This is a genomic window from Streptomyces sp. CC0208, assembly GCF_003443735.1.
GTDB lineage: Bacteria > Actinomycetota > Actinomycetes > Streptomycetales > Streptomycetaceae > Streptomyces > Streptomyces sviceus.
Map to the genome: position 1 here is coordinate 6422561 of NZ_CP031969.1, position 18467 is coordinate 6441027.

Consider the following 18467-nt stretch of genomic DNA (forward strand, 5'->3'; position numbering starts at 1 on the left):
GGCGACCAGGAGGCGAGCGTGACGCAGAGACCCGGCACATGAACATCCCCGGCACTCCACAGGACCGCGGTCGCGCGGCCCGCAAACGCGTCCCCCGCTCCGCCCACGCCGGCTGGATCCCCTCCGCCGACCGCCCCGACCCCGTGGCCGTGCTGGAACGCCAGGGCCGCGACCGCCTCACGGAACTGCTGCCGATCCGGTACGGCAGGATGTCGTCCTCCCCCTTCGCCTTCCTGCGCGGCGCGGCCGCCGTGATGGCCGCCGACCTCGCCGCCCAGCCCCACACCGGCCTCACCGTGCAGCTCTGCGGCGATGCCCATCTGCTCAACTTCGGTCTGTACGCCTCTCCGGAACGCTCCCTCCTCTTCGGCCTCAACGACTTCGACGAGACCTTCCCCGGCCCCTTCGAGTGGGACGTCAAACGGCTCGCCGCGAGCGTCGCCGTCGCCGCCCGCGAGAACGGGCACAGCGAGGACAAGGCCCACCGGGCGGCCGGGGAGTCGGTCACCGCGTACCGCACGGCCATGCGCCGGCTGGCCCGCATGGGTGAGCTGGAGGTCTGGCACTCGGGCGTCGACGCCGACAGCCTGCTGCCCCTCGTCCGCTCCGGCCGCCGTCGCCGGCGCGTGGAGTCCAGCCTCACCCGCGCCCGCCGCCGCACCAGCCTCCACGCCCTCGGCAAGCTCACGGAGGTCGTCGACGGCCGCCGCCGCATCATTCACGACCCGCCGCTCCTCGAACCGGCCGGCGGCCCCGACCTGGCCGGCCTGCGCAAGATCTTCAGCGACTACCGCTCCACGCTCTCCGACGAACGCCGGCTGCTCCTGGACCGCTACCGCTTCGTCGACGCGGCCCGCAAGGTCGTCGGCGTCGGAAGCGTCGGCATGCGCTGCTTCATCGTGCTGCTGGCCGGCCGGGACCTCGACGACCCGCTGTTCCTGCAGATCAAGGAGGCGCGGACGTCCGTACTGGAGGAACATCTGCAACACGGCCCCTACGTCCATCCCGGCCGCCGTGTGGTCATGGGCCAGCGCCTGCTCCAGGCGACGAGCGACAGCTTCCTGGGCTGGATGAGCGGACCGCAGGGGCGGGCCTTCTACTGGCGTCAACTGCGGGACATGAAGGGGTCCGCGGATGTCGCCGGCATGCCCCCGGCCGACCTCAGGGCCTACGCCCGCCTGTGCGGCACCACCCTGGCCCGGGCCCACGCCCGCTCCGGCGACCGCATCGCCATCGCCGCGTACCTCGGCGGCTCCGACACCTTCGACCAGGCGATCGCCGACTTCGCACTCGCCTACGCCGCCCGCACCACGTCCGACCACGCGGCCCTGTGCGCCGCCATCGCGGCAGGCGTCGTGGGGGCGGCCCCGGGCGAGTGACCCCCGGCCCCCGCCCGCTCACCCGTACCGCTCCCGCTCACCCGTACCGCTCCACCAACTCCCGCACATAGGCCTCCAGCCGCCCGCCCAGCACCTGGGGCGTCAGATCGGTGCGTCCGAGTTCGCGCCACGGTCCGGCGAGCTTCGCCGCGTCGGGGCAGTAGGCGAGCGCGTCGAGGAGCCGCCAGTACAAGTGGTCCGGCCCGTCCGTGAGCCTCCGTCCGCCGTGCGCCTCGTACCGCTGCCGGAAGGCGAGGCCGTGTTCGGGGCCGTGCAGCAGGGCCAGGGCCGTGGAGCAATGGGCCACATCGAGGTCGGCCGGTCCCCAGGAGGTCTCCACCCAGTCGACCACCCCGCTGATCCGCAGCTCGGTGCCCACCCCGGTGAACAGCACGTTCCCGGGGTGAAAGTCCCGGTGCAGGAAGCAGCCTTCGTACGGCGGCGGGTCCCGGCGGATCACGTCCACGGCCCGCTCCCACAGCGGGCCCGTCACCCCCTGCACCTTCTCCGGCCAGGTCCATGCCTGGTAGGTGCGCGGCCGCTCCCCGGGAACGACCCGGTGGATGCGTACGAGTTGAGCCGCCAGCAGGTCGAGGCGCCGTTCATGATCCTCTTCGTCGACGCGTACCCGCCCCGGCAGCCGGGACATCAACAGCGAGGGATGGTCGCAGTGTTCGGCCGTCGCGTCGACCGCGACGGGCTCCGGGGCCGGAACACCGTCGGTGCCGGCGAGCAGCGTCAGGATCGAGGCCTCGCGGCCCAGCAGACCGGGGGCGTGGCGCCGGAAGAACGGCTTCACGAACGACCGCAGGACCAGCTCGGTGTCGTCGTCGAGGGTGAGCCGCCGCATCTGGGAGGTCCAACCTCCCGACAGAAAGCCCGAGTCGACGACCGAACGGCCCTCGGGGAGCTGTTTGGCCACCCACCCCCGTGTCGCCGTCCAGCCCCGGTCGCCGAGGCCGGTCAGCAGCGCGGCCACCAACTCCCGCCGCTCGTCCGCGTGATCGCACAGCCACCTGGCCAACTGATGCTCCGAGTGTGGCAGTTCGAGGCGTGTGAACTGGGATCGGAAGGTCAGCGCTTCCTGCACGACCTCGGTCACCTCCGGCGGGATCACCGCGTCCGTGCCCGGTACCGCGAGCACCGCCCGCCCCTCGTACGCCCGCAGCGCCTCCAGCGCAGGGGAGTGCCGCCAGCTGTCCGGCCGCCGGATGATCTCGCTGAACTCCCCGTCGCCGCGCCCGAACGGCAGGCCCCAGGCCTCACCCGCGTACACGGCGGGCGCGCACAGCCCCAGCGCCGCCACCCGCTCGCCGTAGTGCCGCGCGAGGTCCGCCACCGTCTGCCCGCTCATGCTGAACCCGACCAGCACCAGTGGCCCGTCCCCCGGAACATGCGCGTCGATCACGGCGACCGCCTGCTCGAACCGGCGCCGCAGACTCAACTCGGCCAGGTCACCCGAGCTTTCGCCATGCCCCGAGAAGTCGAAGGCGAGCGCCCGGCAGCCGTGGGCCACGAACTCGTCGAGCAGCGGCAGGAGCCGCTCCTTGGCGGCGTGGCCGGCTCCGTGCAGCAGGACGGCGGTCGGGGCCGTGGCCCGGGTCGGACCGCCGCCGTACACGCCACGAAGCCGCTCACCGGCGTGGTCCTGTGTGAAGGGCTCGGGCATGCCGTCAACTCCAGAGTGCGGGAAAAGAGCTTCGCGCAGGGCAGGCATCAGCGCGCTCCTCCGGGACTACGCTTCTACACCACACCCACGCACACGGAGGCCCGTCATGGGCACCATCGTCCTTTCCGGGACCGTCGTCCTGGTCATCCTGGGCTTCGGGAACCACACCTGGTGGCTCGTCGCCGTCGCCCTGCTCTTCGTGTACATGCAGTACGGCCGGGGTGGTGCCTCGGCGTCCTCGTCAGGAGGCTCGTCGGGCGGTTCGTCAGGCGCTGGTTCGGGGGCCGTGCCCGGCAGCTACCGCGCCTATCGCGACCGCCGCGACAAGCAGGCCAGGTGGGACCGCCGGTACCGCCGCGAGCGCCCTCTGGAATCCCGTCGGCAGGCGCGCGAGAGATAGGGCCGGGGGCTCAGAGACCGGGGGCACCCCACAGGGGGAACCAGCGGTTCAGGTCCTGCTCGACCCGTAGATCGTTCGCGAGTGCCGCCTTCACCCGCAGCTCCAGCGGGTTGTCGCGCCGCTGTCCCTCCCCGGGCAGCGGCGCGAAGGGGTAGAAGGTGCCGCGCTTGTAGAGGTAGACCAGCGCGAGGGAACGGCCCTCGGTGTCCTGGAACCCGGCGAGCGAGCACAGCAGTTGCGGCCCGAAGCCGTTGACCTCCATCGAACTGTTCACCGCGTGCAGGTCGTTGACCAGCTGCGGCAGCTGGTCCGGGGTGCGCTCGGAGACCAGCCAGGAGTAGCCGAACCCGTCCCTGGTGAGCCGCACCGGGGGACCGTCCCGGTCGGCGTCCGCGTCCAGCAGGGCCTGGACCTCCCGGTGCGTCTGCTCGAAGGCCGCGCCCTCGACCGTGGCGAAGCACACCGCCCCGCGCCCGGTCGGCGTGAAGGAGGCGGCCGCCTCCAGTGTGACGGCCGCCGACGGCAGCGCGAAGAGCTGGTCGAGATCGGGCGCGACGGGCTTCGTGCGCCCGAGCAGGATGTCCAGCAGCCCCATACTCAGTCCGTCCTGCCGTTCCCGGGCGTCGCCGCCTCACCCAACTCCGAGGAGATCCGGCCCAGTTGCTCCAGCCGCTGTTCCAGGGACGGGTGGGTCGAGAAGATCCGCTCGATGCCGGGCTCCTTGCCGGTGGCAGGGGTGAAGTAGAAGGCGTTGAAGGCCTGGGCGGTGCGCAGGTCCTTGGTAGGGATGCGGGCGAGCTCTCCGGAGACCTTGGTGAGCGCGGAGGCGAGGGCCGAGGGCCGGCCGGTGAGATGGGCCGCCGCCCGGTCCGCCGCCAGCTCCCGGTACCGGGACAGCGCCCTGATCAGCAGGAAGCTGAGCGCGTACACGGCCGCCGAGACACCCATCACGGCGGCGAAGATCACGGCGGTGTTCTGGTCCTTCCGCCCGCCGAACAGCTGGCTGTAGAAGGCGAACCGCACGATCAGCCCGGCGATCACGCCCAGGAACGAGGCGATGGTGATCACGGCGACGTCCTTGTGCGCCACGTGCGACAGCTCGTGCGCGAGCACACCCTCCAGCTCGGCGGGATCCAGCCGCCGCAACAGCCCGGTGGTCACACACACCACGGCGTTGTCCGGGTTCCGCCCGGTGGCGAACGCGTTCGGCATGTCCATCGTGGACACCGCGATCACGGGCTTGGGCATGTCCGCGATGGCACACAGCCGGTCTACCACCGCATGCAGCTCGGGATACTCCTCGCGCCCCACGACCTTCCCGCGCATCGCGAACATCGCGATCTTGTCGGAGAACCAGAACTGCGCCACGAACATCACGGCGATCAGTCCCACGACCAGCAACCAGGACTTCAGCAACACGATCAACGCGGCGAAGAAGGCCACGTACAGCAACCCGAGCAGGAACATAGTGACCGTCATCCGCACGGTCAGCCGCCGGTCGCTCCGGAAACGACTCCGCATCTGCACCACCCCGCAGTCAGGCACTCGTCCCACCCTTCAGTGTGCACCCGCCGCTGGCCATGAAGCGGTCCCGATCAGCCCTAGGACCAGCAAAGGCTCAGGCCTTGATCCCGGCCTCCCACTTGAGCCGGTGCACCGTGTACGGGTCGAGGAGACGAGCCCGGTCCAGCAGCTCGCCCACCTCCGCCGACCCGCGCGGCACATCGGCCGTGGGACGCCAACGCTCCACGGACTGCCGGGCCCAGTACCGCAGCCGGTCGTCCGGATCGTCGAGCAGCGCGACGGCCGCCCGCAGCCGTACGAGCCCCTCGTGCGCGTTGAGCAGCCGGAACGCGGACACCCGCTCCTGCCGAGGCCGCCGCGCCGCCAGCCGCCGCATCAGCCACCGCTCGTCCAGCATCCGGGCGGAGGGCAGCAGCGCGAGGGCCGCCTCGCGTACGACCCCGGGGGCGGGATCGTCGAGCAGCTCCCGCATCCGCGCCACGTCCGTCACGTCCAGCGCCCGCAGCCCGGCCACGGCCCGGGCCCGCACCGCCGCCACCGCGTGCGAGGTGAGCGCCCACAACAGCTCGGCGTCGGCCCGTTCCCCGACCTCCGCGAGCCCGCTCACGGCCCCGGCCGGCAGCGTGGGGCCGCCCGCCCCGCACCGCTCCCGGTACCAGGCGAGCGGATCGCCCCCACCCTGCCGCAGGACATACCGGGCGCAGGCCCGCACCACCCCGGCCCGGTCCCCGAGAAACTCCGCGGCCCGCCCGCTCCGCCCGGCCCGCCGCAACGCGGTGACCCCGGCCGCCCGGGCCTGCGCCCCACGGGCACCGAGCAGCGGTTCGAGTACGTCGTCGTAGGCGTCGCCGGTCTCCCCGCTCGCGCCCCTCCGCGCGAGCCCCGCCAGGGCCGCGTCCGCACACCGGGACTGGATGACCGTGTCGGTGTCCCGGGCGGCGGCGCGGGCGAGCTCGGCGGGGGAGAGGTACCCCACAGCGGGGCGAGCGTGTCCCGGGGCGCGGCGCGCAGCAGTCTTGCGGCCAGGTCGGTGACGAAGTGTCCCCGGTCCCGGCGGCCGATGCGCAGGATCAGTGGCATCAGCCGTACCGCGGACTCCGCGTCGAGCACCTCCGCCAGCCGCCGCCGGGCGTCCTCACGCACCGGCGGTGCCCAGTCGGAGCACCGCACGACCAGGAGCGGGAGCAGTTCGGGACGTGCGGCGGACATCTCCAGGGCCGCCGCCCGGATCCGGCCCTGCCGGTGGCACAGACCGAGCGCGAGCCACCCCGCAGCGAGCGGCCGGGCGTTGGAGCCGCCGGTGAGGGCCTCCGTCAGCGCCCGTCCGGCCCCGGTCCTCTCCCAGGCCGGCAGCCAGTCCGGACCCGGAGTGATCTCCCGTACCCCGGCGTCCAGCGCGGTCCAGGCGGCCGGGTCGGCCGTGTCGACCGCCTCCCGCAGCGATGCCCCCTCGGCGAGGCGCAACGCCGCCGCTGCCCCGTTCCCGCTGTCCCCGCCCATGCCCGCTCCCGGCCTCGATGTGTCCGGAGATCGTAGGCGGAGCAAGCGTGAAAGGCCCTGCGATTTACCTGCTCACCCTCTGTGGGGCGCGGCTAGTACGACGCCCGGAAGTTCACGTACCCCAGTAGCAGGATGACGGCCGCCACACTCCCGAGCACGATCGCCGTCGAGCGCCAGGACGAACGGCGAGGCGTCCTCGGCCCGGGATCGGCGCGGAACGGCTGGGGTTGCGGCGGATTCTCCCTCCAACGGGCGGCGAGCATCCGGGCCCGTGCCGACGGCTCCTTGAACTCGGCCCCGTCGGCCCACCTGAGATCGAACTCCCGCTCCGCGTCGTCCTGTTCGGGCATCGCCCCTACCCCCGTCGGTCTCTCGAACAGCCGTGCCAGAAACGATACGACGGCGCCCCCGTCCCGAGAAGCCGGGACGGGGGCGCCGTAGAGCCACCCTAAGACCGCCGTGGGACGGCCTACGGTTCGATCACACGTCGAAGTACAGCTCGAACTCGTGCGGGTGCGGGCGCAGCTGGAGCGGGGCGATCTCGTTCGTCCGCTTGAAGTCGATCCACGTCTCGATCAGGTCCGGCGTGAAGACGTCGCCCTGGAGGAGGAACTCGTGGTCGGCCTCGAGGCGGTCGAGGACGGCCGGGAGGGAGGTCGGGACCTGGGCGACGCCCGCGTGCTCCTCGGGAGCCAGCTCGTAGAGGTCCTTGTCGATCGGCTCGGCCGGCTCGATCTTGTTCTTGATGCCGTCCAGACCCGCGAGGAGCAGAGCCGAGAAGGCGAGGTACGGGTTGCCGGAGGAGTCGGGCGCGCGGAACTCGACGCGCTTGGCCTTCGGGTTGGAGCCCGTGATCGGGATACGCATGGCCGCGGAGCGGTTGCGCTGGGAGTAGACGAGGTTGATCGGCGCCTCGAAGCCCGGGACCAGGCGGTGGTACGAGTTCACCGTCGGGTTGGTGAAGGCCAGCAGCGACGGGGCGTGCTTGAGGATGCCGCCGATGTAGTAGCGGGCGGTGTCCGAAAGGCCCGCGTAACCGGCCTCGTCGTAGAAGAGCGGGGAGCCGCCCGACCACAGGGACTGGTGGACGTGCATGCCCGAGCCGTTGTCACCGAAGATCGGCTTCGGCATGAAGGTCGCGGTCTTGCCGTTGCGCCAGGCCACGTTCTTCACGATGTACTTGAAGAGCTGGAGGTCGTCGGCCGCGGCGAGCAGCGTGTTGAACTTGTAGTTGATCTCGGCCTGGCCGGCGGTGCCCACCTCGTGGTGCTGGCGCTCGACCTGGAGGCCGGACTTGGCCAGCTCCAGGGAGATCTCGGCACGCAGGTCGGCGAAGTGGTCGACCGGCGGGACCGGGAAGTAACCGCCCTTGTAGCGGACCTTGTAACCGCGGTTGTCCTCCAGCGCACCGGTGTTCCAGGCGCCCGCCTCGGAGTCGATGTGGTAGAAGGACTCGTTCGACGAGGTGGCGAAGCGGACCGAGTCGAAGACGTAGAACTCCGCCTCGGGGCCGAAGTACGCGGTGTCGGCGATGCCCGTCGACGCGAGGTAGGCCTCGGCCTTCTTCGCCACGTTCCGCGGGTCACGGCTGTACTGCTCGCCGGTGATCGGGTCGTGGATGAAGAAGTTGATGTTCAGCGTCTTGTCGCGGCGGAAGGAGTCCACCCGGGCGGTCGACAGGTCCGCGCGCAGCGCCATGTCGGACTCGTGGATGGCCTGGAAGCCGCGGATCGACGAGCCGTCGAACGCGAGCTCCTCGTCCGGGTCGAACGCCTCGACGGGCAGCGTGAAGTGCTGCATGACGCCCGGCAGGTCGCAGAAGCGGACGTCGACGAACTTGACGTCCTCGTCCGCGATGAACTTCTTGGCCTCGTCGGCGTTCTGGAACATCCAGCTCCTCCTACTCCCGACCGTTCCTGGACCGGGGTGGTAGTTCGTTCGTGCGGCCAGTGCGGTGGCACACGCTGTCCACGACCCTAGGGACGGGTGGTTTCTCGGGCGTGACCCATTTGTTTCGCACAAGTTAACCGGACATCGTCGGCCGGGCCCCACCTGTCCGTATCCCGAAACGCTGGCAGTACCGTGGACGCGTGGACAAGAGGGATGCAATCGGATCGTGGCTCTCCGGCCCCCGCGCGGCCGCCGAGGATGCCGGTATCGACTTCGGATACCGCGGACAGCAGCTCGGCCTGCCGGAGGAGGGGCCGGGGTCGATCGCCCGCCCCGGGCGACGGCTGGGCGCACTCGCCGTGGACTGGGCGATGAGCGTCCTGATTGCATCCCGGTTGATCACCCAGAGCTACGGCGACCCCTCGACCTCGAACTGGTCGCTGCTCGTCTTCTTCGTGATGGGCGTCCTCACGGTCGGCACCATCGGCTTCACCCCGGGCAAGCGCCTCTTCGGCCTGCGCGTGGTCGCCCTCGACACCGGCCGTGTGAACCCGGCGCGCGCCCTCCTGCGCACGGTCCTGCTCTGCCTCGCCCTCCCGGCCCTGATCTGGGACCGCGACGGCCGTGGCCTGCACGACAGGCTCGCGAAGACCGTGGAAGTGCGGATCTGACGACGCCCTGTGTCCTTCTGAGTCCCTGTCGCGTCCTTGTCGCGTCCTGACAGTCCTGGCGACGAACATGCGCGGCTACTGACTATTGGTCAGTAGGTGCGGGCTCCTAGCGTCTGGCACCCAAGCAACCCTCCCCCGTTGCGAAGGGACCCTCCGGACCGATGAAGAGATCCGCCCTTGTCACGGCCCTCGCCGCCCTCGCCGCCGCCCTGCTGGGCGGCGGCCTCGTCTCCGAAGCACCGCAGGCCTCCGCCGCGGCCGCCTGCACCGCCGCCGACGCGGACGTCTACGCACCCCCCGCCACCGTCCCCGCCACCCCGGGCACCGTGCTGGCCTGCCGTTCCGTGACGCTGAGCCAGGTGCCGGGCAGCATCGCCATGTCCGCGTGGAAGGTCCGCTACAGCTCCACCGACAACCAGGGCCGGCCCGTCGCCGTCTCCGGCACTCTCGCCGTCCCCGCGGCGCCCTGGACCGGCACCGGTGCCCGCCCCGTCGTCGCCTTCCACCCCGGCACCCTCGGCCTCGGCCCCCAGTGCGCGTTCTCCAAGCAGCTCGCCGGGGCCTTCCAGGACGAGTACGAGGGCGACAACATCGCGGCCCTGCTCAGAGCCGGGTACGCCGTCGCCGCCACCGACGGCCCCGGCTACCTGGACGGACAGACGCACACCTATGTCGCCGGCACCGACTCCGGCCATGCCCTGCTCGACATCGCCCGCGCCGCCCCCGCCGTGCCGGGCAGCGGTCTGTCCCGGCAGGCCCGCGTCGGTCTGTGGGGCTACTCCGAGGGCGGTGCGGCCAGCCTGTGGGCGGCCCAGCTGGCGGCGTCCTACGCACCCGACCTGAACGTGGTCGGAGACGCGTCCGGCGGCATCCCCGGTGATCTGAAGCAGGTGGCGGCCGGGCTCGACGGCAGCGCCTTCTCCGGCTTCCTCGCCGACGCGGCCGTCGGCATCCAGGCCGCCTACCCGACGCTGCCCCTCGACTCGCTCCTCAACGACCAGGGCAAGGAGGCCGTGAAGACCGCCAAGTCCGTGTGCCTGGCCGGCACCGTCACCGCCCTCGCGGGCAAGAGCATCAAGGACTTCACCACGGCCGGGCTCAGCCTCGACCAGCTCTACCAGCAGCGCGGCAGCGACGGCCGCACCTGGGGCCAGGTCCTGGACGCCCAGAAACTCGGCGTGAACCTCGGGGCCTACAAGATCGCCTTCCCGGTCCTGCAGTACCGCGGCGCCCTCGACGAGGTCATCCCCACCGCCACCGAGGACGCCGTCCGCTCCGCCTACTGCGCGGCGGGCGTGAGGACCGGCTGGAAGATCTACGCCGGCGACCATCTGCTCACCGACAACCAGGCCGTCGGCGATGTCGTCTCCTGGCTCGGCGACCGGTTCGCGGGCAGGTCCGCCCAGAACACCTGCTGATCCGTCACGACGTTGGGGGCGCCCGGTGTCACACCGGGCGCCCCCAACGTCGTACGAGAAAACTCAGCGGGCCTTGCCGCCGCCCTTCGGCAGCTTCATGCCCTTCGGCATCGGGCCCTTGGGGAGCGGCATGTTGCTCATCAGGTCGCCCATCGCCCGCAGCCGGTCGTTGGTGGCGGTCACCTGGGGGCCGGTCAGCACGCGCGGCAGCTTGAGCATCGTGGTCCGCACCTTCTTGAGCGGGACCTGGCCCTCGCCCGTGCCGACGAGGATGTCGTGCACCGGTACGTCCGCGACGATGCGGTTCATCTTCCGCTTCTCGGCGGCCAGCAGGCCCTTGACCCGGTTCGGGTTGCCCTCGGCGACCAGGACGATGCCGGCCTTGCCGACGGCCCGGTGCACCACGTCCTGGGAGCGGTTCATCGCCACCGCGGGGGTGGTCGTCCAGCCCCGGCCGATGTTGTCCAGGACGGCCGCAGCGGCACCCGGCTGGCCCTCCATCTGCCCGAACGCGGCCCGCTCGGCCCGGCGCCCGAAGATGACCGCCGTCCCGAGGAAGGCGAGCAGGAAGCCCAGGATGCCGAGGTAGACCGGGTGGCCGATCAGGAAACCGATGGCGAGAAAGACGCCGAGGATGAGGAGGAAGACACCCGCGAGTACCAGGCCGATCTTCTTGTCGGCCTTGCGGGTCATCTTGTACGTCAGGGCGATCTGCTTCAGTCGCCCGCTGTTCGCGGCATCCGCCGCACTGTCACTTCTCGCCATGCCCCGAAGTCTACGTGGCCCCGCAGACGCCGACGACGGCAGTGTCCGCCCCTCGGAAGGGGAGGGATTCAGGAGCTGACGGTGAAGGTCTGGTCCAGCACGCGCTGCACCTCGACCCGGTCCTTGGCGCGGCGGCGGTCCTCCAGGACGGAGGTCCAGGCGTTGCGGCGGGCGGTGCGCTGACCGCTGCTCATGAGCAGCGACTCGACGGCACGCAGTGCAGTGGAGAAGGACGGAATGGCGGTGGCGCGAACCGGCGCGGCCTGCATGATGGAGGTCCCCCCTCGGGATGGCGGCTCTGGTGAGTGATGCACGGGGTGTACAACCAGGGTCACTGATTGGTGTTACCAGCGCATGACCGACCGGTCAAACGCCCATGAAGCCCCGATGCGCCGCCCGAAAACACGGACGCGGCCCCGATGGCCCCCCTATCTGCGGGGATGTCCGGGACCGCGTCAATCGGCCACTACCAGGCGGTAGTTGCTTGTGCTCGGATTCACACGTTTGGAGTGGCACTCCGTGCCATCCGAAGGGCGCTCAGTTGATGCTCAGACGGCCTGCGAAGCGACGTAGGAACCGCGCTTCTCCACCGCCATCTGGTAGAGCCGGCCGGCCCGGTAGGAGGACCGGACGAGGGGCCCGGACATCACACCGGAGAAGCCGATCTGCTCGGCCTCCTCCTTCAGCTCCACGAACTCCTGCGGCTTGACCCAGCGCTCCACGGGGTGGTGGCGCACCGACGGCCGCAGGTACTGCGTGATGGTGATCAGCTCGCAGCCCGCGTCGTGCAGCTGCTGGAGCGCCTCGCTGACCTCCTCGCGGGTCTCGCCCATGCCGAGGATCAGGTTGGACTTGGTCACAAGACCGAAGTCACGGGCGTCGGTGATGACCTTCAGGGAGCGCTCGTAACGGAAGCCGGGGCGGATGCGCTTGAAGATCCGCGGGACCGTCTCGACGTTGTGCGCGAAGACCTCGGGGCGGGACTCGAAGACCTGCTGGAGCAGCTCCGGCACGGCGTTGAAGTCGGGGGCCAGCAGCTCGACCTTGGTGCGGCCGGCCTCGCGGCCCGCGGTCTGCTCGTGGATCTGGCGGACCGTCTCGGCGTACAGCCAGGCGCCGCCGTCCTCCAGGTCGTCGCGGGCGACGCCGGTGATGGTGGCGTAGTTCAGGTCCATGGTGACCACGGACTCGCCCACGCGGCGCGGCTCGTCCCGGTCGAGGGCCTCGGGCTTGCCGGTGTCGATCTGGCAGAAGTCGCAACGCCGGGTGCACTGGTCGCCGCCGATGAGGAAGGTCGCCTCGCGGTCCTCCCAGCACTCGTAGATGTTGGGACAGCCGGCTTCCTGGCAGACCGTGTGCAGGCCCTCGCTCTTCACGAGCTTCTGCATGGCGGTGTACTCGGGGCCCATTTTCGCCCGGGTCTTGATCCACTCGGGCTTGCGCTCGATGGGGGTCTGAGCGTTGCGGACCTCCAGGCGCAGCATCTTGCGTCCGTCGGGTGCGACTGCGGACACGACCGGCTCCCTAGCGATTGATTCTTCGGCGTGCTCAAGGGTACGCCCGTGGATTTGAAAGGCCGCGGCCTGTCTCAGGCCGCAGGTGTCTTCTCGATCACCCTCGGCTTGAGGTCCGCGTTCTCCAGTACGTCCCTCAGGTGCCGCTCCACGACGGGCAGGACCTCGTCGATGGTCACGTCCCGGCCGAGCTCGCCCGCGAGGGAGGCGACGCCCGCGTCCCGGATGCCGCACGGGATGATCCGGTCGAACCACTTGTTGTCCGGGTTCACGTTCAGCGCGAAGCCGTGCATGGTGACGCCCTTGGCGACGCGGATGCCGATCGCCGCGATCTTGCGGTCCTCGCGCCGCTGGCCCGCGTTGGAGGGGGCGTACTCCGGGCCGTTCATGCGCGGGTCGAACTCGTCGTCCGTGAGCCGGGGATCGAAGTCCAGGGAGAGCCCGCCGAGGGACGGGCGCGTCTCGACCGGATCGCCGAGCACCCACACGCCACTGCGGCCCTCGACCCGGGTGGTCTCCAGCCCGAACTCCGCGCAGGTGCGGATCAGGGCCTCCTCCAGGCGCCGCACGTGCGCCACCACGTCCACCGGACGCGGGAGCTTCTGGATCGGGTAGCCCACCAGCTGCCCCGGGCCGTGCCAGGTGATCTTGCCGCCGCGGTCCACGTCGACGACCGGGGTGCCGTCCAGGGGGCGCTCGTTGTCCGCGGTGCGCCGGCCCGCCGTGTACACAGGGGGGTGTTCGAGCAGCAGGACGGTGTCGGGGATCTCGTCCTCGAACCGCGCCGTGTGCACCCGGCGCTGCTCGTCCCAGGCTTCCCGGTACTCGACCGCGTCCGCACCGAACCCCATGCGGACGAACCGCAACCCACTCACGGCAAGCGCCTCCCTAGAAGGTCGTAAGGCACGAAGGGTGCCTACGCCACTGTACGTCCGCCCCGCGGGCGTCAGCCCTGGGGGCAATCCTCACACGATCGGATGAACGAGCGTCGAAGTGTGCGATCGTCTGCTCACTCTCCGCTACATTCGCCGTTCGCGCAGGCCATAAGGGCTGCTCACAGGCAATCCGGGCACCACGTGACCGCGTGACGGCCCGAAAGGCAGGAGACCGCACCGCAGATGACGGAACGACCCGCGCAGCGCACTCCCAACCGACAGCTCGCCGCGCTCATCGCAGAAGCGGGGTTCTCCAACGCGGGTCTCGCCCGACGCGTGGACCAGCTCGGTCTCGAACACGGGCTGGATCTCAGATACGACAAGACCTCCGTGACCCGGTGGCTGCGCGGGCAGCAGCCCCGGGGCACCACGCCCGCCCTCATCGCCGAGGTCTTCACCCGCCGGCTCGGACGCCGGCTCTCCGCGCAGGACCTCGGCCTAGACGCCTGCGCGCCCGTCTACGCCGGGCTGGAGTTCGCCGCCGGACCCGAGGAGGCCGTCGACATCGTCAGCGGCCTGTGGCGCAAGGACTCCGGCAGCCACGCCGAACTCCGCAAGATCGCCTTCACTCCGGCCGGCCTTGTCGTGCCGAGCCGCGACTGGCTGATCGGCCGTCCCGACGACCGGGTCGCCCGCGGCGAGCCTCCTCTCCGGGTCCCTGCCCAGGGGCGCCCGGTGGTACCCCGGCAACGCGGCCAGGCCGAGCGCGGGCCCGGTCAGAAGGTCACCGGGGGCGACATCGCCGCCCTCGGTTCGGTCGGCGACCTCTTCCGCACCCTCGACGACCAGTACGGCGGCGGCCACGCCCGGCAGGCCCTGGTCCGCTACCTGGAGCACGAGTGCGAGCCGATGCTGCGCGGCACATACGGGGAGACGACCGGACGCAGGCTGTTCGCCGCGGCCGCGGACCTGACCCGGCTCGCGGGCTGGACGTCGTACGACATCGCGGCGCACGGACTCGCGCAGCGGTACTTCGTGCAGGCGCTGCGGCTCGCGCAGGCCGCAGGGGACCGGGCGTACGGCGCGTACGTGCTGGTCACGATGAGCCGGCAGGCCGTGTACCTGGGGCACGGCCGGGAGGCGATCCAGCTCGCGCGAGTGGCTCAGCAGGGCGTCGGGACGACGGCTCCACCGGTCGTCCAGGCGTTGCTGCACTCGGCTGAGGCGCGGGGGCACGGCGTGCTGGGCGAGGTGCGGGCGTGCACGGCGTCGCTGGTCCGCGCGGAGCGGGCCCTGGAGACGGCGCGGCCCGGCGACGAGGTCCCGCACTGGGCACGGTTCTTCGACGAGGCGCAGCTGGCGGACGAGTTCGGGCACTGCCACCGGGATCTGCAGCAGTTCCGGGCGGCGGCGCAGCACGCCGAGCGCTCGCTCCAGTTGCGTGCGCCCGCGTACGCGCGCAGTCGGTTGTTCTGCCGGGTGGTGCTCGCCTCCGCGCGGCTGGGGCTCGGTGAGCTGGACCAGGCCTGCTCGCTGGCCGCGGAGGCCGCCGGGCAGGCCGCGGAGATGCGGTCGGTGCGGGCGGTGGAGTACGTGCGGGACTTCGAGCGGCGGTTGGAGCCGTATAAAGATGCGGCGCCGGTGAGGAGTTATCGGGACAAGGTGGCTGCGCTGGGGTAGGGGGCCGCCGTGACTCCGCACCCTTGTGTACGGAGTGCTGGTGCGTTGTGGCTTGTCGCGCAGTTCCCCGCGCCCCTACGGGGCGCGGGTGACCCTACGCTGCCTGAGCCGTAGGAGTCGGATCCGCTCGGTGCATCGAGCCTGCTGCTCCCAGGTCCTTCAGGATTGCTGTTGTTGCCCGGCGGGCCGAATGCAGTGCTCCCTGGACCGTGCTCGTGTCGCGGTGGTCGCCGCAGACGTACAGGCCGGCCAGGAGGCGTACCGGGCGGCGCAGGTCGTGGGGGGCGGGCATGGCCGGGACCGCCTCCCGGGTGTGGTGGACCGCGAGGGTCTCCCAGCGGTGCGTCGGCGTGCCGTACAGACGGGCCAGGTGGGTGCGTACGGCCGTTTCCAGATCCGTGGGAGGGGGACCGAGGACCGTCGAGGAGATCAGGGCCCGGCCCGAAGGGGCCCGGCTCGGGTCGACCTCGCTGATCACCGCCGTGTGGGCCACCGGGCCGCCCCGGTCGGCGTCGAGCAGCAGCGCGGAACCCGTGCGGGGCGGGTCGTCCGTCGTGTGGTGGACGACCGTCACCGGGTGGAAGTCCGGTACCCGCAGGCCCGGCAGCAGCTGAGCCGCGGCCCGCGCGTCCGTCGCCAGCAGTACGGCCCGGCACCGGAGCTCGCCGTGCTCGGCGGTGGTCACCGACGTGGTCGCGACGGACGTGACCCGCACCCCCGTGTGCACGGTCCCCGCCGGCAGCGTGCGCGCGAGCAGCTCCGGAAGCGCCTCCGCGCCTCCCTCCGGGACACACAGCCGTCCGCCCGCGAAGGCCCGCAGCGCGAGGTCGGCGCACCGGCTGGACGTCGTCAGCGCGGGGTCGCAGAGCAGCGCGGCGAGCAGCGGACGCAGGAACCCGTCGATCGTGCGCGCGGGCAGCCCCCGGGCCGCGAGCGCGTGCCCCGCGGGCAGTTCGGGACGGGCGAGGAGGCGTTCGACGGGCACGTGGGCGAGCCGGGTGAGCGCGGCACCGAGCCGGGCCTGATCGACGGCACCGCCGAGCGGTGCGGCCCCGCGGGCGACCCGGGACACGGTTGTCTGACCGGCACCGGGCAGCACCCGGAACGCGGCCCTCCGGGACGCCGCCATCAGCCCTGGCCCCGGCACCCCCCGAGGGGCGCTCGCCAGGGCGCGCACCGCGCGCAGTGCGCCCCTTGCGCTCCGGGCGCCCGCCGGAGCCTCCACCCGGTGATGGCGCCCGTCGCCGTGCAGCAGGACCCCCGGCGCGAACGGGCGCAGTACGAGCCCGTCGAGCCCCGGTGTCAGCCGTAGTTCGGGATACGCCGTGGACAGCAGCTGTCCGATCCGGTCGAGCCGGAAGCCGTCGATCTTCTCGGTCGACATGCGGCCGCCCACACAGGGGGCGGCCTCCAACACCGCGACGGTCACTCCTTGGCTGGTCAGTCGATGCGCCGCGGAGAGTCCGGCGACCCCGGCTCCCACGATCACGACGTCCGCCTGGTACGCGGGCTCAAGCACGTGCCCCTCCTCGAGGTTGCGCGGCCGGTGGGGACGTCATGCCCCAACAGGCTCCGGGAATACCCGAGTTCGGGTCGAGGGTAGGGCTGTCATCGGTCAGGAACAGTCGCGCATCGGCAGGGCACGGTCGCACACCGGTCGCATGTCGTCACAGACGGTCGCGTGGGGCGTCGTACGGCACACGCGTGCCCGGCGCGTTCCTCACGCCGCCCGGATCGCCCCCTCGATGTCCGGGAACGCGAACGTGAACCCCGACTCCAGCAACCGCGTCGGCCGCACCCGGGCGCTCCCGAGCACGTCCCCGGCCATCTCGCCGAGCACGGCCCGCAGGGCCGGCGCGGGCACGGAGAAGAGCGTCGGCCGGTGCAGCACGCGGCCCATGGCCTCGGTGATCTCACGGTTCGTCAGGGGCTGCGGGGCGGTGAGGTTGAACGGTCCGGACAGCCCGTCGGTCTCCAGGAGGTGGCGGATCGCGGCGACCTCGTCGTGCAGCGCGATGAACGACCAGTACTGCCCGCCGTCGCCCATCCGCCCGCCGAGCCCCGCCTGGAACAGCGGGAACAGCTTGCCCCATGCCCCGCCCCCGCGGCCCACCACCAGGCCGGTGCGGGTGAACGCGGTCCGCACTCCGGCCTGTTGCGCGGGCGCGGCCGCCGCCTCCCACTCCACGCACAGCTCGGGCAGGAAGCCCTGGCCGGCGGGCGAGTTCTCGTCGACGACCCGGTCGCCTGTCTCGCCGTAGTACCCCATCGCGCTGCCGTTCACAAAGACCCGCGGCGGCTCGTCCAGAGAGGCGACCGCCTCGGCGAGGGCCCTCGTGCCGTTCACCCGGCTGTCGTGGATCCGGGTCTTGTACGCCTCCGTCCAGCGGCGCGAACCGACCCCCGCCCCGGCGAGGTTGACCACGGCGTCGCACCCGGCGAGCCCGGCCGTGTCGACCCGCCCGGCCTCGGGGTCCCACCGGACCTCGGTGTCGTCCCGGGGCTCCCGGCGCACCAGGCGCACCACCTCGTGCCCGTCCGCGCCGAGCGAGCGCACCAGGGCCGAGCCGATCAGTCCGGACGCCCCGGCCACCGCGATTCTTGAAAGTTGCATGACCTCATCCTGCCTGGTGGGTGCGTAAAAGCGATGTCTGGTTCCGGTACCCCGCCCTAGGCTGGCAGCCATGCCCGAGCTGTCCATACGCCGCGCCCTGCCCGACGACGACGAGGAACTGGCCCGCCTCGATCGTGCGACCTGGTCGACCCTGCACGCGGTCACGCCGCGGCAACACCCCCCTTACCGGCCCTTCTTCGGTGAGCATCACCTCCCCGACGACTGTCTGCTCGCCGAGACCGACCGCCGCATCCTGGGATACGTCCTTCTCGGTTTCCCGACCCCGGTCGAGGCGAACGCCCACGTACGCCAGATCCAGGGCCTCGCCGTCAGTGAGGAGGCCCGGGGCCGGGGCGTGGGCCGCGCCCTGATCCGCGCGGTCACCGACGAAGCCCGCCGCCGGGGCGCCCGCCGCCTCACCCTGCGCGTCCTCAGCCACAACACCCCGGCCCGCAGGCTCTACGAGTCCGAGGGCTTCACGGTCGAGGGCGTGCTGCCCGAGGAGTTCCTGCTGGCGGGGGAGTACGTCGACGACGTGCTCATGGGGCGCCGTCTCTGAGGACCTGGT

The 18467-nt window shown here is 71.6% G+C and carries 17 protein-coding genes and 1 pseudogene; 6 read left to right on the plus strand and 12 right to left on the minus strand.

From position 1 onward, the window contains the following. Positions 1–38 precede the first annotated feature (38 nt). Positions 39–1379, plus strand: a complete 1341-nt coding sequence (locus D1369_RS29500) for a DUF2252 domain-containing protein (protein ID WP_037899739.1) — start codon at positions 39–41, stop codon at positions 1377–1379. A gap of 37 nt (positions 1380–1416) precedes the next feature. Here D1369_RS29500 and D1369_RS29505 read toward each other — a convergent pair whose 3' ends face one another. Further along, entirely contained in the window at positions 1417–3048 is a 1632-nt protein-coding gene (locus D1369_RS29505; RefSeq protein ID WP_007381542.1) for an alpha/beta fold hydrolase, read from the minus strand. Between the two features lie 106 nt (positions 3049–3154). On the opposite strand from D1369_RS29505, the gene D1369_RS29510 reads away from it, so the two are divergent. After that, positions 3155–3448 carry a hypothetical protein gene (locus D1369_RS29510; protein WP_007381541.1) on the plus strand — a complete coding sequence of 98 codons (294 nt, stop codon included), beginning with the start codon at positions 3155–3157 and terminating at the stop codon, positions 3446–3448. Between the two features lie 10 nt (positions 3449–3458). Here D1369_RS29510 and D1369_RS29515 read toward each other — a convergent pair whose 3' ends face one another. The 5 genes and pseudogenes from D1369_RS29515 to glnA form a co-directional block, all read right to left on the minus strand. Further along, positions 3459–4043, minus strand: a complete 585-nt coding sequence (locus D1369_RS29515; RefSeq protein WP_007381540.1) for a hypothetical protein — start codon at positions 4041–4043, stop codon at positions 3459–3461. 2 nt (positions 4044–4045) lie between these two features. Then, positions 4046–4969: a zinc metalloprotease HtpX gene (gene htpX / locus D1369_RS29520; RefSeq protein ID WP_007381539.1), complete on the minus strand. Its 924-nt coding sequence runs from the start codon at positions 4967–4969 to the stop codon at positions 4046–4048. A gap of 97 nt (positions 4970–5066) precedes the next feature. Continuing rightward, positions 5067–6472: pseudogene (locus tag D1369_RS29525) on the minus strand (hypothetical protein). A gap of 92 nt (positions 6473–6564) precedes the next feature. Beyond that, on the minus strand, positions 6565–6822 hold the full coding sequence (locus D1369_RS29530) for a hypothetical protein (RefSeq protein WP_007381537.1): 258 nt from the start codon (positions 6820–6822) through the stop codon (positions 6565–6567). A 130-nt stretch (positions 6823–6952) separates the two neighbouring features. After that, positions 6953–8362, minus strand: coding sequence for a type I glutamate--ammonia ligase (gene glnA / locus D1369_RS29535; RefSeq protein WP_007381536.1), 1410 nt, complete (start codon positions 8360–8362; stop codon positions 6953–6955). 200 nt (positions 8363–8562) lie between these two features. Here glnA and D1369_RS29540 point away from each other — a divergent pair, with 200 nt between their 5' ends. Both D1369_RS29540 and D1369_RS29545 read left to right on the plus strand, forming a co-directional pair. Further along, entirely contained in the window at positions 8563–9033 is a 471-nt protein-coding gene (locus tag D1369_RS29540; protein WP_007381535.1) for an RDD family protein, read from the plus strand. 161 nt (positions 9034–9194) lie between these two features. Beyond that, positions 9195–10451, plus strand: coding sequence for a lipase family protein (locus tag D1369_RS29545; protein WP_007381534.1), 1257 nt, complete (start codon positions 9195–9197; stop codon positions 10449–10451). Positions 10452–10514: 63 nt separating this feature from the next. On the opposite strand, the gene D1369_RS29550 is transcribed toward D1369_RS29545, so the two are convergent. The 4 genes from D1369_RS29550 to lipB all read right to left on the minus strand — a co-directional run bounded on the left by D1369_RS29550 (position 10515) and on the right by lipB (position 13605). Continuing rightward, on the minus strand, positions 10515–11216 hold the full coding sequence (locus tag D1369_RS29550) for a DUF4191 domain-containing protein (protein ID WP_007381533.1): 702 nt from the start codon (positions 11214–11216) through the stop codon (positions 10515–10517). Between the two features lie 68 nt (positions 11217–11284). After that, entirely contained in the window at positions 11285–11485 is a 201-nt protein-coding gene (locus D1369_RS29555) for a hypothetical protein (protein WP_007381532.1), read from the minus strand. Positions 11486–11764: 279 nt separating this feature from the next. Then, the gene (gene lipA, locus D1369_RS29560) at positions 11765–12730 is read right to left on the minus strand and encodes a lipoyl synthase (protein ID WP_007381531.1); all 966 of its coding nucleotides are present in this window, start codon (positions 12728–12730) and stop codon (positions 11765–11767) included. Between the two features lie 74 nt (positions 12731–12804). Continuing rightward, a complete protein-coding gene (gene lipB, locus D1369_RS29565) occupies positions 12805–13605 on the minus strand; it encodes a lipoyl(octanoyl) transferase LipB (protein ID WP_007381530.1) in 801 nt (266 codons plus the stop codon). Positions 13606–13848: 243 nt separating this feature from the next. On the opposite strand from lipB, the gene D1369_RS29570 reads away from it, so the two are divergent. Beyond that, positions 13849–15285 (plus strand): hypothetical protein, encoded by a 1437-nt coding sequence (locus D1369_RS29570; protein WP_007381529.1) that lies wholly within the window; start codon positions 13849–13851, stop codon positions 15283–15285. A 94-nt stretch (positions 15286–15379) separates the two neighbouring features. On the opposite strand, the gene D1369_RS29575 is transcribed toward D1369_RS29570, so the two are convergent. Both D1369_RS29575 and D1369_RS29580 read right to left on the minus strand, forming a co-directional pair. Next, the gene (locus tag D1369_RS29575; protein WP_037899733.1) at positions 15380–16804 is read right to left on the minus strand and encodes an NAD(P)/FAD-dependent oxidoreductase; all 1425 of its coding nucleotides are present in this window, start codon (positions 16802–16804) and stop codon (positions 15380–15382) included. A gap of 201 nt (positions 16805–17005) precedes the next feature. Next, complete coding sequence (locus tag D1369_RS29580; protein WP_202476977.1) at positions 17006–17899, minus strand: TIGR01777 family oxidoreductase; 894 nt, start codon at positions 17897–17899, stop codon at positions 17006–17008. A 70-nt stretch (positions 17900–17969) separates the two neighbouring features. On the opposite strand from D1369_RS29580, the gene D1369_RS29585 reads away from it, so the two are divergent. After that, entirely contained in the window at positions 17970–18458 is a 489-nt protein-coding gene (locus D1369_RS29585; RefSeq protein WP_037899728.1) for a GNAT family N-acetyltransferase, read from the plus strand. Positions 18459–18467: the final 9 nt, after the last annotated feature.